This window comes from Achromobacter animicus (genome assembly GCF_040775605.1).
Lineage (GTDB): Bacteria > Pseudomonadota > Gammaproteobacteria > Burkholderiales > Burkholderiaceae_B > Achromobacter > Achromobacter animicus.
The window spans coordinates 752,842-766,175 of the sequence record NZ_JAYGJK010000001.1; the positions used below are offsets into that span (position 1 = coordinate 752,842).

General features: G+C 66.3%; 15 protein-coding genes. 9 read left to right on the forward strand and 6 right to left on the reverse strand.

The features are described from left to right. Positions 1-91: 91 nt before the first annotated feature. Positions 92-553: a multidrug/biocide efflux PACE transporter gene (locus tag AB3147_RS03320; protein ID WP_191578168.1), complete on the forward strand. Its 462-nt coding sequence runs from the start codon at positions 92-94 to the stop codon at positions 551-553. A gap of 7 nt (positions 554-560) precedes the next feature. On the opposite strand, the gene AB3147_RS03325 is transcribed toward AB3147_RS03320, so the two are convergent. Together AB3147_RS03325 and AB3147_RS03330 are read right to left on the reverse strand one after the other, a co-directional pair. After that, on the reverse strand, positions 561-1,448 hold the full coding sequence (locus tag AB3147_RS03325) for an alpha/beta hydrolase (RefSeq protein ID WP_218342138.1): 888 nt from the start codon (positions 1,446-1,448) through the stop codon (positions 561-563). 105 nt (positions 1,449-1,553) lie between these two features. Continuing rightward, positions 1,554-2,441, reverse strand: coding sequence for a LysR family transcriptional regulator (locus tag AB3147_RS03330; protein ID WP_175125380.1), 888 nt, complete (start codon positions 2,439-2,441; stop codon positions 1,554-1,556). A 97-nt stretch (positions 2,442-2,538) separates the two neighbouring features. Here AB3147_RS03330 and AB3147_RS03335 point away from each other — a divergent pair, with 97 nt between their 5' ends. Both AB3147_RS03335 and AB3147_RS03340 read left to right on the forward strand, forming a co-directional pair. After that, positions 2,539-2,943, forward strand: a complete 405-nt coding sequence (locus tag AB3147_RS03335; RefSeq protein ID WP_218342136.1) for a CidA/LrgA family protein — start codon at positions 2,539-2,541, stop codon at positions 2,941-2,943. Continuing rightward, positions 2,933-3,625 carry an LrgB family protein gene (locus AB3147_RS03340; protein ID WP_367351421.1) on the forward strand — a complete coding sequence of 231 codons (693 nt, stop codon included), beginning with the start codon at positions 2,933-2,935 and terminating at the stop codon, positions 3,623-3,625. Before AB3147_RS03335 ends, AB3147_RS03340 begins: the two co-directional genes overlap by 11 nt. Positions 3,626-3,633: 8 nt before the next feature. On the opposite strand, the gene AB3147_RS03345 is transcribed toward AB3147_RS03340, so the two are convergent. Both AB3147_RS03345 and AB3147_RS03350 read right to left on the reverse strand, forming a co-directional pair. After that, on the reverse strand, positions 3,634-4,278 hold the full coding sequence (locus AB3147_RS03345) for a LysE family translocator (RefSeq protein WP_175139069.1): 645 nt from the start codon (positions 4,276-4,278) through the stop codon (positions 3,634-3,636). Next, positions 4,275-5,198, reverse strand: a complete 924-nt coding sequence (locus AB3147_RS03350) for a DMT family transporter (protein ID WP_218342132.1) — start codon at positions 5,196-5,198, stop codon at positions 4,275-4,277. The genes AB3147_RS03345 and AB3147_RS03350 overlap by 4 nt, the downstream gene beginning before the upstream one ends. 139 nt (positions 5,199-5,337) lie before the next feature. Here AB3147_RS03350 and AB3147_RS03355 point away from each other — a divergent pair, with 139 nt between their 5' ends. The 4 genes from AB3147_RS03355 to fusA all read left to right on the forward strand — a co-directional run bounded on the left by AB3147_RS03355 (position 5,338) and on the right by fusA (position 10,071). Then, positions 5,338-6,798: an aminotransferase-like domain-containing protein gene (locus AB3147_RS03355; protein ID WP_255595037.1), complete on the forward strand. Its 1,461-nt coding sequence runs from the start codon at positions 5,338-5,340 to the stop codon at positions 6,796-6,798. 36 nt (positions 6,799-6,834) lie between these two features. Further along, positions 6,835-7,179 carry a TIGR01244 family sulfur transferase gene (locus AB3147_RS03360; protein ID WP_367351422.1) on the forward strand — a complete coding sequence of 115 codons (345 nt, stop codon included), beginning with the start codon at positions 6,835-6,837 and terminating at the stop codon, positions 7,177-7,179. A 98-nt stretch (positions 7,180-7,277) separates the two neighbouring features. After that, a complete protein-coding gene (locus AB3147_RS03365; protein WP_175125369.1) occupies positions 7,278-7,742 on the forward strand; it encodes a universal stress protein in 465 nt (154 codons plus the stop codon). 217 nt (positions 7,743-7,959) lie between these two features. Beyond that, positions 7,960-10,071 carry an elongation factor G gene (gene fusA / locus AB3147_RS03370; protein ID WP_175139067.1) on the forward strand — a complete coding sequence of 704 codons (2,112 nt, stop codon included), beginning with the start codon at positions 7,960-7,962 and terminating at the stop codon, positions 10,069-10,071. A gap of 48 nt (positions 10,072-10,119) precedes the next feature. On the opposite strand, the gene AB3147_RS03375 is transcribed toward fusA, so the two are convergent. Further along, positions 10,120-11,067: a DMT family transporter gene (locus AB3147_RS03375; RefSeq protein ID WP_367351423.1), complete on the reverse strand. Its 948-nt coding sequence runs from the start codon at positions 11,065-11,067 to the stop codon at positions 10,120-10,122. Positions 11,068-11,311: 244 nt separating this feature from the next. Between AB3147_RS03375 and AB3147_RS03380 the strand changes: the two genes are divergently transcribed. After that, positions 11,312-11,782, forward strand: coding sequence for an Lrp/AsnC family transcriptional regulator (locus tag AB3147_RS03380; RefSeq protein ID WP_367351424.1), 471 nt, complete (start codon positions 11,312-11,314; stop codon positions 11,780-11,782). Positions 11,783-11,794: 12 nt separating this feature from the next. Here the strand turns inward: AB3147_RS03380 and AB3147_RS03385 are convergent, their stop codons facing one another. After that, positions 11,795-12,604, reverse strand: a complete 810-nt coding sequence (locus tag AB3147_RS03385) for an alpha/beta fold hydrolase (protein WP_175125363.1) — start codon at positions 12,602-12,604, stop codon at positions 11,795-11,797. Between the two features lie 141 nt (positions 12,605-12,745). On the opposite strand from AB3147_RS03385, the gene AB3147_RS03390 reads away from it, so the two are divergent. After that, complete coding sequence (locus AB3147_RS03390) at positions 12,746-13,243, forward strand: YbaK/EbsC family protein (RefSeq protein ID WP_175125361.1); 498 nt, start codon at positions 12,746-12,748, stop codon at positions 13,241-13,243. Positions 13,244-13,334: the final 91 nt, after the last annotated feature.

Here is a 13,334-nt window from a genome sequence, read left to right on the forward strand (position 1 = left end):
GTATCGGTTTTTCCGATGGATATTATCTTTTTCGTACCGGAAATGTCGCGGACAATGCGGTCACTCTTCAGCAATCGACCGCAGGTGGGTCATGACCCAAGCCAAGAAAACCCTAAAAGAACGTTTCATCCACGCCTTCTTGTTCGAAATTATCGCCATCGGCCTGTGTGCGCCCGTGGCCGCGTGGGCCATGGGCAAGTCGCTGTTCGAAATGGGCGTGCTGACCGCGGTCATCGCCTGGATCGCGCTGGTCTGGAACATGATCTACAACGCTGGCTTCGACCGTGTCGAAAACCGCTTCGGCTGGACCCGTACGTTCCGCATCCGCGTACTGCACGCGTTCGGCTTCGAGTTCGGCCTGATCCTGATCGTGATTCCGCTGGCGGCCTGGTGGCTCAACATCAGCCTGTGGGAAGCCTTCGTGCTGGACATCGCGCTGGTGCTGTTCTATCTGCCCTACGCGTTCTTCTACAACCTGGCGTACGACCGCAGCCGTCCCCGCGTGATCGCGTGGCTGTCCCGCCGCAGCGGCGCCGCTGCCGCCGGCGTCTGACGCCTCGTCAACCCTTCTTGCGCTCGTATGCCTGGCTCGCGTCCTGCATGAAGGTTCTGACAGCGGTCTCATACTGTGTGCCGCTGCGGAAGGCGCCCGAATGCGAGGCGCCTTCTATTTTCACCAGCCGCTTCAATTCGGGCGCCACGTTGCGGGCAGCGGCAAAGAGTTCGTCGCTCATGGTATGAGGCACCACGCGGTCGGCCGTGCCGTGCATGAACAGCATGGGCGTGTGCAGCTGGGCCAGCTTGTCCACGGATGCGAACGGCTGCGTGACGAGCAGGCTGGCGCCGGGCACGTTGCCCCAGCGCAGCGTGGCCAGCATGGCGCCGATGCTGGTGAAGCTGGATTCCACGATCAGGCCCGCGAAGTCCGGTTGCTCGGGACGTGAGGCCAGATCGATGGCGATTGCGCCGCCCAGGCTATGGCCGTACACAAAGCGGCGCGCCGGATCGGGCTGCAGGCGCGCCAGTTCCTTCAGGCCCGCCATGGCGTCCTCTAGCGCGCTGTCTTCGGAGGGCAGACGCGGCGTGGACGCACCGAAGCCGCGGTAATCGATCGCCAGTATGGAATACCCCATACGGCTCCAGCCGTCGATGCGGAACGCGCTGCCATTCAGGTTCCAGCGCGCGCCGTGCAGATACAGCACGGTGGGGGCGCCTTTTTTGGGGCTGGCCAGATACCAGGCGCGGATCTTGTCGCCGTTGTCGAGCGTCAGGTCGTAGACCTGCGTTCCCGCGGCAGGGTCCCGCCACCAGGATTGCGGCTCGGACTGTGGCGAAAAAATGGTCTGGCGCTGCCAGGAATCCAGTTGAGAGCAGCCGACCACGCCGGCGGCGGCAAGCACGGCGGCGGCAAACAGGCGGCGGGCGGAGAGTCGGGGCAGGGCGGGCATGAATGATCTGACCCGGCAAGTCGGGCCGGGTTCCGGCATCAGCATACTCCGGCGCGGGCGCCGGAAGTTTGTCCCGATGTTTGCCGGTCCGGGCGCGGCCCGCCATCAGGCGGCGCCCGGGTGGACCTCGCGCGTCAACGCCAGCCATGCCTGCGCGGCATACGACAGATAACCGCCACGGCGCCACACCAGGACCATCTCCCAGTCCGTCCCCGAATCACGCAAAGGCACGCGAGCCACGCTCGCATGCAGTTCCTCGTTGGCCTTCATGCGCGGCAGAAACGCCACGCCCAGCCCCGCCGCCACCAGCGCCACGATGAAATCGATCTGACCGCTGCGCGCGGCGATGGTCGGGACGAACCCCGCCCGTTGGCACGCGTCGTGGATGATGCGGTTCAGGGCAAACCCTGTTTCGAACAGCACGAAGGGCGAGTCGCGCAGGTCGTGCAGCCCCACCGACTCGGCGCGGGCCTGTGGGTGATCGGCGGGCATCAGCGCCACCAGCGGTTCGCGTGCGACGGGCTGCCATTCGAAGTGGTCCGGCACGGGCTTGAGCGATCCCGCCAGTTCGATTTCACCGGCCATCACCATTTCTTCAAGCCGGCGGCTGCCGTGTTCGACCAGGCTGATCTCGATGCGCGGATAGCGGCTGCGAAAGCGCGCGAACATCGGCGCAAACAGCGAACTGCTGCCCAGCGGCGGCAGGCCCAGGCGCAGCACACCCCGTTTCAGGCCCTTCAGGTCATCCAGCTCGGCGTTCAGATCGTCGCGTTCGGCCAGCATGTTCAGGGCGCGCCGATACACGATCTCGCCCGCGGCCGTCAGCCGCAGCGGCTGCGCCTGCCGGTCCAGCAAGAGCATGCCCAGCTCGTCCTCCAACTGCCGAACGGCCTTGCTGATCGTGGGTTGGGTCGCGTGGATCACTTTGGCCGCCTGGGAGAAACCGCCTTGCCTGACGACCTCCACCAACGCGCGCAACGTTCGCAGTTCCATCGCTATGCCAGTTTGGAATAAATGGGATTCATCGAATTCATTTTATCTATGCGCCCACGAAGCGTAAAACAAGGGCTTGCCGCTGGATCTTCGTCTCATGCCCCGCTTTCGCTATTCCGTCCTCATCCGCAGCGCGCTGCGCCGCAGCCGTTTGCTGCAGATTGCATTGATCGTCCTTTTTTCCGTGCTGGGCCAGGCGATGGCGCAGGCCTCAGGGCTGCCGGTGCCGGGCGGCGTTATCGGAATGGCGCTGGTGCTGGTCCTGCTGGCGACGCGGCGGTTGCGCGTGCGCAACGTGCAGCGCGGGGCGAGCTGGCTGCTGGGGGAAATGCTGCTGTTCTTCGTGCCGGCGGTGATGTCGTTGCTGGACCATCGCGAGTTTCTCGGCCTGCTCGGCGTGAAGCTGCTCGCCGTGATCCTGCTCGGCACGGCGCTTGTCATGGCCGGCACGGCGCTGACGATCGATCTTTGCTATCGCTGGATGAACCGCCGTGCGGCCTGAATTCAACCTGCTGTTCTGGCCGGCGGCCACCGTCGCCGCGTATGTCTGCGCGCGCCTGTTCTACCGCCGCTTCGCCTATTGGTGGACATCCACCCTGGTCGTCGCGCCCGCGCTTCTGCTGACGCTGGCCATCCTGCTGCATACCGGCTATCGCGACTACATGTCCGGCTCGCACTGGCTGATGGCCATGCTGGGCCCGGTCATCGTGGCGTTCGCGCTGCCGCTTTACGAGCAGCGGGCGCTGATCCGGCGGTACTGGCCGGTATTGGCCGCGGGCGTGGCCGTGGGCAGCGGCATCGCGGGCATCAGCGCGTGGTTGCTGGGCAGCCTGCTGGACTTGCCGCCGGACCTGCGGCTCAGCCTGCTGCCGCGCTCGGTCGCCACGCCGTTCGCGATCGCGGTGTCTTCCCACGTGGGCGGGGTGCCTGACCTGACGGCGGTCTTCGTCATCGTCACGGGCGTCTTCGGCGCTGCCATCGGCCAGCTCATGTGCCGCTGGCTGCGGCTGCGCTCGGCGCTGGCGCGCGGCGCGCTGTTTGGCATGGGCGCACATGGCGCCGGCACGGCCAAGGCCCGCGAGCTTGCCGCCGAAGAAGGCGCGGTCGCGGGCCTGGTGATGGTGATGGCTGGCCTGTTCAACGTGCTGGTCACGCCGGCCGTCGTGGTGGGATTGCTGGCCTGAGCCGCTGTTCAGTGCAGCAGTTCCAGCGCGACCGGATACAGCGAGGCGACGAGCAGAAGAGCCATGCCCACATTGAAGGCGCGGATCGCGGCGGGCCGGTGCAGGACGCGGCGCAGGGCTGTACCGAACGTCACCCAGATGCCGATGCTGGGCAGGTTGACGATGCCGCAGACCAGCGTCGCGATCACCAGATTGGCAAAGAATCCGTTTTGCGGCGTATAGGTAGCCACCACGCCCACCGCCATCACCCAGGCCTTGGGATTGACCCACTGGAAGGCGGCGGCCTGCAGGAACGTGAACGGTTTGCCGCGCGCCTCGCCCTCGTCCAGCGGACCCGAGGTGGCGATCTTCCACGCGAGGTAAAGCAGATAGGCCGCGCCGGCATACTTCAGGATGGTGTAGAGGACAGGCGTCTGCTGAAACACCGAGCCCAGGCCCACACCGACCAGAAAAATCATCAGCGTGAAGCCCAGATTCACGCCCAGCAGGTGCGGCACGCTGCGCCGGAATCCGAAGTTCAAGCCCGACGACGCCAGCATCACGTTGTTGGGGCCGGGCGTGATCGAGCTGACCAGAGCAAACAGCGCCAGCGGACCCAGGAGGGAAAGCGAGGCCAGCGGGACGTCGGCCCAATTGGCGGGAAACAGGTTCATGTCGGGGTCCTTACGATGGCGCGGCGTCCGCCGGCAATAACGGCGATCACGGCGGCGGCAAACACGAACGTCGTCGCCTCCACGGTTTCGCCAAACAGCAAAGCAGCGGCCACGACGGTAAGGAAGGGTTGCAGCAATTGCACTTGTCCGACCCGGGCAATTCCGCCGGCGGCCAAGCCGCGATACCAGGCGAAAAATCCCAGGAACATTGAGCCGAAAGCCAGGTAGGCGAAGGCGGCAACCACATCGGAACTGGGCCAGTGGGGCTGCTGCGCCGCCATCCAGCCGACGGGCAGGGCAACCACCGGTGCGCTGATGGTCAGCGCCCAACATATTGTGCGCCAACCGCCCAGCGTGCGCGAGGCCCGCGCACCCTCCGCGTACCCCATTCCGCCCAGCACCACCGCCACCAGCAGCCACAGGTAGCCGGCCGTCAGCGTGCCTTCGCCCTGGCGCAGCGCATAGGCGGTGACCAGCGCGGCGCCGGCGACGGCCCAGCCCCAGAAGGCGGCTGACGGACGCTCGCCGCTGCGCAGGGCGGCAAACGCGGCGGTGGATAGCGGCAGCAGGCCGTTGAAGACAGCGCCCTGCGACGAGGGCACCGTCTGCATCGCCATCGACGAGGCCAGCGGCCAACCCACGACGATGCCCAGCGCCGCCAGAATCACGCCCGGCCATTCCTGCCGGTTGGGCCGGCGGCTTCGCGTGAGCCACAGCAGGGCGATGGCAGGCAGGGCGGCGATGAGCGCACGGCCCAATCCGACCAGCAAGGGCGACAACTCGGCCACCGCGACGCGGGTCATTGGCAGGGTCAGCGAAAACACCAGCACGCCCAGGAAACCATAGCCGTATCCCTCCCAGAGGGAAGTCGAGGCGGCGGAGGCGGCCGAAGGCGTGGGATAAAGCGCGGGACGGGACATGACGGCACCGTAAAAAGTGACATGGCCGCAGCGCCTGCGGTTGCAGGTTTGCGGCATTGCTGTCACTCTACGCACAGCCGTCAGTACAGTACCGGTACACCTTCGCAGTCACTTTAATCACTGGCCTGGTCAAATCTCCATGACAGTTGCTCACTCCCCCTCATCTTCCCCGCCTTGGCAGCCCGTGCGCCAGGCCGATGCCACGCTGGTGGCGCAATTGGCCGACGGCCTGGCCCGCCGCATTGACGAGCAAGGCCTGCGGCCCGGCACGCGCCTGCCGTCCATCCGCAAAATGGCCGAACAGTCGGGCGTCAGCCGTTTCACCGTGGTCGAAGCCTACGACCGCCTCGTGGCGCGCGGGCTGGTGCAGTCGCGCCGGGGCGCGGGGTTTTTCGTCAAGGCGCGCAGCGGCCCGCTGACGGCAGTGGCCGCGGCCGCGCCCAGCACGCTCGCGCCGCCCGCGCGAGTCGACATCGCGTGGCTGCTGCGCAGCATGTTCCGGGAATCGACCGCGCCGGGCATGCCGGGCGGCGCGGGCCTGCTGCCCGCAGACTGGCTGGATCCCGACATGGTGGCGGGGGCCGTGCGCGCCGTGGGCCGCTCGGTGCGCGCCAACCTCGTCAGCTACGGCAGCCCCCAGGGCTTCGCGCCGCTGCGCCAGCAGATTGCCGCAGTCCTGCAGAACGAGGGCGTGCCCGCCCATCCCGAGCTAAACCTGCTCACGACCAACGGCGTCACCCACGGGCTGGACCTCATCGCGCGCCATCTGGTCAAGCCGGGCGATACCGTCCTGGTCGAGGACCCGGCCTGGTTCGTGATCTTCGGCCGGCTGGCGGCCTTTGGCGCCCGCCTGATCGGCGTGCCGCGCGGCCCGGACGGCCCCGATCTCGACCTGCTCGAGCAACTGGCCGCGCAGCACAAGCCCAAGCTCTTCATCATCAATGGCTCGGTCCACAATCCCACCGGCCACACCCTGTCCGCGGGAGCGGCCTACGGCATTCTGCGCATCGCCGAGCGCCACGATTTCATGGTGGTCGAAGACGACACCTACGGCGAGCTGCATCCGGGGGGCGCCATCAAGCTCGCCGCGCTGGACCGGCTTAACCGCGTCATCTACGTGGGCGGCTATTCCAAGATGCTGGCGGCCAGCCTGCGTGTCGGCTATTTGGCCGCCAATTCCGAACTGCTGCAGAAGCTGGCCGACCTGAAAATGCTGGCGGGGCTGACCTCGCCCGAACTCGGCGAGCGCGTCGTGCACCGCGTCCTCATGGAAGGGCAGTACCGGCGGCATATCGAGCGCGTGCGGCACCGGGTCGATGACGCGCGCCAGCGGTGCATGAAAGGGCTGCTGAAACTGGGCCTGACCATCCCGCACGAGCCGCACGGGGGCATGTTCGTCTGGGCCGATTGCGGGCGCGATTCCGAGGTGCTGGCGCGCGAAGCCGCTGACCGCGGCCTGCTGCTGGCGCCCGGCACGTTGTTTTCGCCGACGCAGGCGCCGTCCACCATGCTGCGCTTTTCGGTATCCGTTGCCGACCACCGGGGAATCTGGGCCGAACTGGAAAAACTTTTCGCGCAGAACGGGTCCTACAATCAATAATTCCGAGCCACATCGCCAGTCACCGAAGGAACCGTCATGTCCGCACCCATCAAGCCTCTCACCCAGAACTTTGCCGTCGCCCCGCAACTGGGTCCCGACGACATGGCCGACGTGGCCGCCGCCGGCTACAAGAGCGTCATCATCAACCGCCCCGATTTCGAGGGCGGTCCTGACCAGCCCACCGCCGCCGACGTGTCGCGCGCCGCGCAGGAAGCCGGTCTGCAGATCGAATACCAGCCCGTCGTGGGCAGCGCCATGACGGCCGCCGACGTCACGCGCTTTGCGGAACTGCTGCGCACCCTGCCGGGCCCGGTCCTGGCATACTGCCGCACCGGCACCCGCTGCACGAACCTGTTCGCGGCTGCCCAGCAGTTGGGATAAACCCGGCCTTGACCCTCGTCAAGGCCGCCGGTTCGACGGATGTGGACCCGGCGGCTTTCCGGTAGCATAAAGATTCCTTTAAAACAGGAGCAGGCAAGATGTTCAAGAAGATCCTGATTCCCACCGACGGTTCTCCGCTCTCGGCGCAAGCCGCCAACGCAGGTATCTGCTTCGCGCGCTCGGTTGGCGCCGAAGTCGTCGCCCTCTACGTGACGCAGCCGTTCGCGGCCACCATCGGTTTTGACGGCATGGCCGCAGCCTATGCCATCACCGACGAAGACTACGAAAAGGCCTCCGCCGAGCAAGCCGACAAGTACCTCAAGCAGATCATCGACCGCGCCGACACTGCCGGCGTCAAAGCCGATGCGCGCGCGGTGTCCAACTTCAACGTCGCCGACGGCATCGTTCAGGCCGCCACCGACGCCGGCTGCGACCTGATCTTCATCGGCAGCCACGGCCGCAGCGGCCTGTCGCGCCTGCTGCTGGGCAGCGTCACCGCCAAGGTGCTGTCGCTGGCCACCACCGCCGTGCTGGTGTATCGCGTCAAGGAAGACAAGAAGTAATTGCGCGCCAAAGTGGTGCGCGCTGCGCGCCGCCGTATGCGCCACGGCCCCTCCGTCGGAGGGGCTTTTTTATGCGCCGCGCATGCGCTTATACGTTGGTATGGCGGGGCCAAACTCATTGCCTTCGCAAAGACCCTTCAGAAGCCCGTTTCAGGCTTGTATCTTGCCGCACGGCGCGTAATATTTACGCATCTTCATCCAACCGTAGGAAGAGGCCATGACCCGCAAGACGCGCATCGAGCTTTATCGCAATATCGGCATCAGCGCCCATATTGATGCAGGCAAAACGACGACCACCGAGCGCATCCTCTTCTACACCGGCATCACCCACAAGATCGGCGAAGTCCATGACGGCGCCGCGGTGATGGACTGGATGGAACAAGAGCAGGAACGCGGCATCACCATCACGTCGGCCGCCACCACCGCCTTCTGGAAAGGCATGGCGGGCAACTACCCCGAACACCGCATCAACATCATCGACACGCCGGGCCACGTCGACTTCACCATCGAAGTCGAACGTTCCATGCGCGTGCTCGACGGCGCCGTCATGGTCTATGACGCCGTGGGCGGCGTACAGCCGCAGTCCGAGACCGTCTGGCGCCAGGCCAACAAATACCGGGTGCCGCGCCTGGCCTTCGTCAACAAGATGGACCGCGTGGGCGCGGACTTCCTGCGCGTGCAGCGCCAGATCGCCGAGCGCCTGAAGGGCGACGCCGTGCCCATCCAGTTGCCGATCGGCGCCGAAGACCACTTCGAAGGCGTGATCGACCTCGTCAAGATGAAAGGCATCATCTGGGACGACGCCAGCCAGGGCGTGAAATTTCAGTACGTGGACATTCCCGCAGCCATGCAGGACGAGGCGCAGAAGTGGCACGACAAGATGGTGGAAAAGGCCGCCGAGGCCAATGAAACCCTGCTTGAAAAATACCTGTCCGGCGAAGCCTTGACCGAAGCGGAAATCAAGGAAGGCCTGCGCGCCCGCACGATCGCCAATGAGATCGTGCCGATGCTGTGCGGCAGCGCGTTCAAGAACAAGGGCGTGCAGGCGATGCTGGATGCAGTCATCGACTACATGCCGTCGCCGGTGGACGTGCCCGCCATCAAGGGCCACGACCAGCGCGACAACGAAATCGAGCGCCACCCGACCGACAACGAGCCGTTCTCCGCGCTTGCCTTCAAGATCATGACCGATCCGTTCGTGGGGCAGCTCGTGTTCTTCCGCGTGTATTCCGGCGTGGTGAAATCCGGCGACTCGGTCTACAACCCGATCAAGGAAAAGAAGGAACGCCTGGGCCGCATCCTGCAGATGCATGCCAACGAGCGCCGCGAAATCACCGAAGTCTACGCGGGCGACATCGCCGCGGCCGTGGGCATCAAGGACGTCACCACCGGCGACACGCTGACCGATCCGTCGCACATCATCATCCTTGAACGCATGGTCTTTCCCGAGCCCGTCATCTCGCAGGCCGTGGAACCCAAGACCAAGGCCGACCAGGAAAAGATGGGCATCGCGCTGGGCCGTCTGGCGCAGGAAGACCCCTCGTTCCGTGTGCGCACCGACGAAGAGTCCGGGCAGACCATCATCTCCGGCATGGGCGAGCTGCACCTGGAGATCCTGGTCGACCGCATGAAGCGTGAATTCAACGTGGAAGCCACGGTGGGCAAGCCGCAGGTGGCGTACCGCGAGACCATCCGCAAGGCCTGCAACGAGGTCGAGGGCAAATTCGTCAAGCAATCGGGCGGCCGCGGGCAATATGGCCACGTGGTGCTCAAGCTTGAACCGCAGGAAGCGGGCAAGGGCTACGAGTTCGTCGACGCCATCAAGGGCGGCGTCGTGCCGCGCGAGTTCATTCCGGCAGTGGACAAGGGCATCCGCGAAGCGCTCAACGCCGGCGTGCTGGCGGGGTACCCGGTTGTGGACGTGAAGGCGACGCTGTTCTTCGGCTCGTACCACGACGTCGACTCGAACGAAAACGCGTTCAAGATGGCCGGTTCGATGGCATTCAAGGAAGGCATGCGGCGCGCCGATCCGGTGCTGCTGGAACCCATGATGCAGGTCGAGGTCGAGACGCCCGAGGACTTCACCGGCAATGTCATGGGTGACCTGTCGTCGCGCCGGGGCATGGTGCAGGGCATGGAAGACATCGCGGGCGGCGGCGGCAAGGTCGTACGCGCCGAAGTGCCGCTGGCCGAGATGTTCGGCTATTCGACGTCGCTGCGGTCGCTGACGCAGGGCCGCGCGACGTACACGATGGAGTTCAAGCACTACGCCGAAGCGCCGCGTCAGGTGGCGCAGGAAATCATGGCGGCGCAGGGCGCGGGCCGCTGATTTCCATGCGGCTGGTTTTCCGGCCGCAGCGTTTCAGGCAACAGCGTTTCAGGCGGCGGCTGCGGCCGTCGCCGGGCGCAGCCGCGACGCGGCCAGCTTCACGCCCAGCAGGATCATCGCAAAGCCGTATGCATGAAAGAGCTGCGGCGCCTCGCCCAGCAGCGGCCAGGCCAGCAGCGCGGCGTAGACCGGCACCAGAAACATCGACAGGCCCGCGGTCGCGGGGCCGGCCACGCTGATTAGCCGGCCGTACACGTAATAGGCGCCCAGGCTAGGCACCACCGCCAGAAACAGCAGCACCGCCGCCAGGCGCGGGTCCGTCCAGGCAGGCGCCATGCCGGCGGCCGCTTCAATGCCCGCGAACGGCGCCAGCGCCAGCGCGCCACCCAGCATCATGGTCGCCAGCCGCGCGCTGTCGGGCACCGCCGGCAGGGTCAGACGCTTTTGCAGCACCGTGTAGAACGCCCACCCGGTGGCCGCCAGCAGCACCCACAAGTCGCCTTGTCCGAACGCCAACCGGGCCAGCACATTGGCGTCACCGCGTGTCAGCACCACCAGCACACCGCCCAGCGCCAGCGCAAGGCCGGCCGCGCGCGGCGCGGACAGCGGCTTGCGCCAGATCACGGCTTCCAGCAGCGTCACCAGCAGCGGGCTGCACGAAAAGATCAGCGCGATATTGGTGGCGCTGGTGGTCTGCGCGCCGATGTACTGCGGCGCCACCGCCACGCCCATGCCCAGCACTGCCAAGGGCAACAGCGCCGGCAAGCCGCGCCACAGCGCCCGGCGATGCGTGCGCAGCGCGGGGAGGGCGAACGGCAAGAGGATCAGAAGGGCAATCAGCCAGCGGCCGAACGCGAGGAAAACGGGGGGAAGGTTGGCGTCGTGGGCCCAGCGGGCTGCGACCATGTTTGAAGCGAATAGCGCCGGAGCGCTGAAGAGCATGACGGCGCCGGACAGGCCGAGACCGGGTTTTGCGGGTGCTGCTGTGTTGGGCATGATTTCCGGCCGCGCGGATCGGCGCGCGGGCTTGCTGCGTGGGAACTGCCGGCGCACCCGCCGGGTTGTGCCGCAGCGGAAGCGCCGAATCGGGGCGTGCGGGATAGGTGCGCGCCTTGGGGAAAGTCTACGTGCCCACGCGCAAAATAGGTTTCCTGATTCCCGCCTGTTTGCGGCAATCTGAAGAATCTTCTTTCTGTAGAATCCGCTCTTGCAGGGATTTTGTCTTCACATATCGCCCACGATGCCCACATTGCCCAAACTCGATGAAACCGACCGCAAGATCCTCCGCGCGCTGCGCGCGTACGGTCGGCTGACCAATCTGAAGCTGGCCGACATGGTCGGCCTGTCGCCGACGCCGTGCTGGAACCGGGTCAAGGCTTTGGAAGAGGCGGGCGTAATCGAAGGCTATGCGGCCTTGCTGAACCAGAAGGCGCTCGGGCTGCCGGACACGGTAATGATCGAAGTCACGCTGGAGCACCACGACGACGACACGCTGGCGCGCTTTGGCGAAGAGATCAGCCGCCTGCCCGAAGTGGTCGAGGCGTTCCTGGTGACGGGCGAATACGACTACCTCATCAAGGTCGCCGTGGCGGGCACGGAGGGCTACGAGGAATTCCTGCGCAAGCGCCTGTACAAGCTGCGCGGTGTGCGGCACAGCCGCTCCACCTTTGTGCTGCGCCGCCTGAAGCACACGCCGTCGGTCGAACCCTGAAGGGTGCGTCCGTTATCCGCCGAGGAATTCCTGAATGGCGCCATTGAAGGCGCGCGGATTGCCCAGGTTCATGCCGTGCGATGAGCCCACGATATCCAGGCGCTGGGCTTGCGGCAGCCACTGCGCCAGCGCATCCAGCACGGCCGGATAGGGCGCCGGACTGAGCGCGCCGCCGATCAGCAGCACCGGCATGGTCAGGCTGCCGATCTGCGCGGGCGTCAAGGCGTCGGGCTGCTCGTCCACTTGCGCGAAAAGCGTGCCCACGTTGTCGCGCACCATCTCCTTGAACCACGGCACCATGCGCTGCCACGTGTCGGGTCCGGTCACGGTGTCCACGAACAGGGCCAGCCCTTCTTCGACGTCGCCCTGCCGGATGAGCGTCAGGGCGCGCTGGCGAAAGCCGCCGCGTTCATCCTTGCAGCCCGGCAGCGACAGGCCGGGGTCCGCAAGAGTAAGACTGCGCAGCGAGTCGGGCTGGCGCAGGGCGGCTTCCAGCGCGACGCGCCCGCCGCGCGAATGGCCTACCAGATGGGCCGGGCCGCCGGCCACCGTGTCGATGAATTCCAGCACGTCGCTGGCATGCTGCTCGACCGAAAAGCCACCGCCTTCGCCGTCCCAGGTCTCCGGCCAATACCGGCGCAGGCACACGGCCAGCACCCGGAAAGAACGCCCCAGCGGCGCCATTTGCGACTTCCAGTAGCGGGCGTCGGACAGCGAGCCATGCACCAGCACCAGCGGCGTGCCGCTGCCGTACTCGGTGTAGGACATGGCGTAACCGCCGATGGACGCGGTTTGCAGGGGCAGAACGGGTTCGGAACGCATGTGGATCGGGAGGTGAAGCCAGGCACGCATTCTAGCCCGGCATCGCGTCGCAGCGGGCGTGCCGGACGCTGATACACTCGTCTGCGGCGCGCCGGCGGGAGTCCGCCCGCGCGCCTGTTTTCTTGAACGGAGTTTTCAACGATGTCGCCAGAATCCATCGCCGCCTTGCCGGAATCCGCCCAGCGCGTTGCGCGCCTGCTGGTGGACATGGGGCACGACAAACCCGTGGTGGTGCTGCCCCAGTCGGGCAAGACCTCGGCGGAAGCGGCTGCGGGCCTGGGGTGCGAAGTCGCCCAGATCGCCAAGTCCATCATCTTTCGCCGCGCCACCGACGACGCACCGGTGCTCGTCATCGCCAGCGGCGCCAATCGCGTGGACGAAGCCAAGGTCGCGGCGCAGGTCGGCCCGCTGGCCAAGGCCGATGCGCGTTTTGTGCGCGACATGACCGGCTACGCCATCGGCGGCGTCTGCCCCATCGGCCACGCGGTCAAACCCGTGATGCTGCTGGATGCGGATCTCTTCAATTACGAAAGCCTGTGGGCCGCCGCCGGCCACCCGCACACCGTGTTCAACCTGACGCCCGCTCAGCTGGCGGACATGACCGGCGCGCCGGTTGCGGACGTGGCGCTGCGAGCCTGAAGGCCCCGGTTTGATCTTTGGGTCTGGGATTCGGATTCGAGCACGGGGCCGGAGACCCCGGCCTGCGCTGCGGCACTGCGCTGCGGCACTG

Coding starts and splice junctions, on each gene's coding strand:
- AB3147_RS03320 (WP_191578168.1), top strand. CDS start 92: ATGACCCAAGCCAAGAAAACCCTAAAAGAACGTTTCATCCACGCCTTC.
- AB3147_RS03355 (WP_255595037.1), top strand. CDS start 5,338: ATGACAGTTGCTCACTCCCCCTCATCTTCCCCGCCTTGGCAGCCCGTG.
- AB3147_RS03375 (WP_367351423.1), bottom strand. CDS start 11,067: ATGCCCAACACAGCAGCACCCGCAAAACCCGGTCTCGGCCTGTCCGGC.
- AB3147_RS03390 (WP_175125361.1), top strand. CDS start 12,746: ATGTCGCCAGAATCCATCGCCGCCTTGCCGGAATCCGCCCAGCGCGTT.
- AB3147_RS03335 (WP_218342136.1), top strand. CDS start 2,539: ATGCCCCGCTTTCGCTATTCCGTCCTCATCCGCAGCGCGCTGCGCCGC.
- AB3147_RS03325 (WP_218342138.1), bottom strand. CDS start 1,448: ATGCCCGCCCTGCCCCGACTCTCCGCCCGCCGCCTGTTTGCCGCCGCC.
- AB3147_RS03345 (WP_175139069.1), bottom strand. CDS start 4,278: ATGAACCTGTTTCCCGCCAATTGGGCCGACGTCCCGCTGGCCTCGCTT.
- AB3147_RS03365 (WP_175125369.1), top strand. CDS start 7,278: ATGTTCAAGAAGATCCTGATTCCCACCGACGGTTCTCCGCTCTCGGCG.
- AB3147_RS03350 (WP_218342132.1), bottom strand. CDS start 5,198: ATGTCCCGTCCCGCGCTTTATCCCACGCCTTCGGCCGCCTCCGCCGCC.
- AB3147_RS03385 (WP_175125363.1), bottom strand. CDS start 12,604: ATGCGTTCCGAACCCGTTCTGCCCCTGCAAACCGCGTCCATCGGCGGT.
- AB3147_RS03330 (WP_175125380.1), bottom strand. CDS start 2,441: ATGGAACTGCGAACGTTGCGCGCGTTGGTGGAGGTCGTCAGGCAAGGC.
- AB3147_RS03380 (WP_367351424.1), top strand. CDS start 11,312: ATGCCCACATTGCCCAAACTCGATGAAACCGACCGCAAGATCCTCCGC.
- AB3147_RS03360 (WP_367351422.1), top strand. CDS start 6,835: ATGTCCGCACCCATCAAGCCTCTCACCCAGAACTTTGCCGTCGCCCCG.
- fusA (WP_175139067.1), top strand. CDS start 7,960: ATGACCCGCAAGACGCGCATCGAGCTTTATCGCAATATCGGCATCAGC.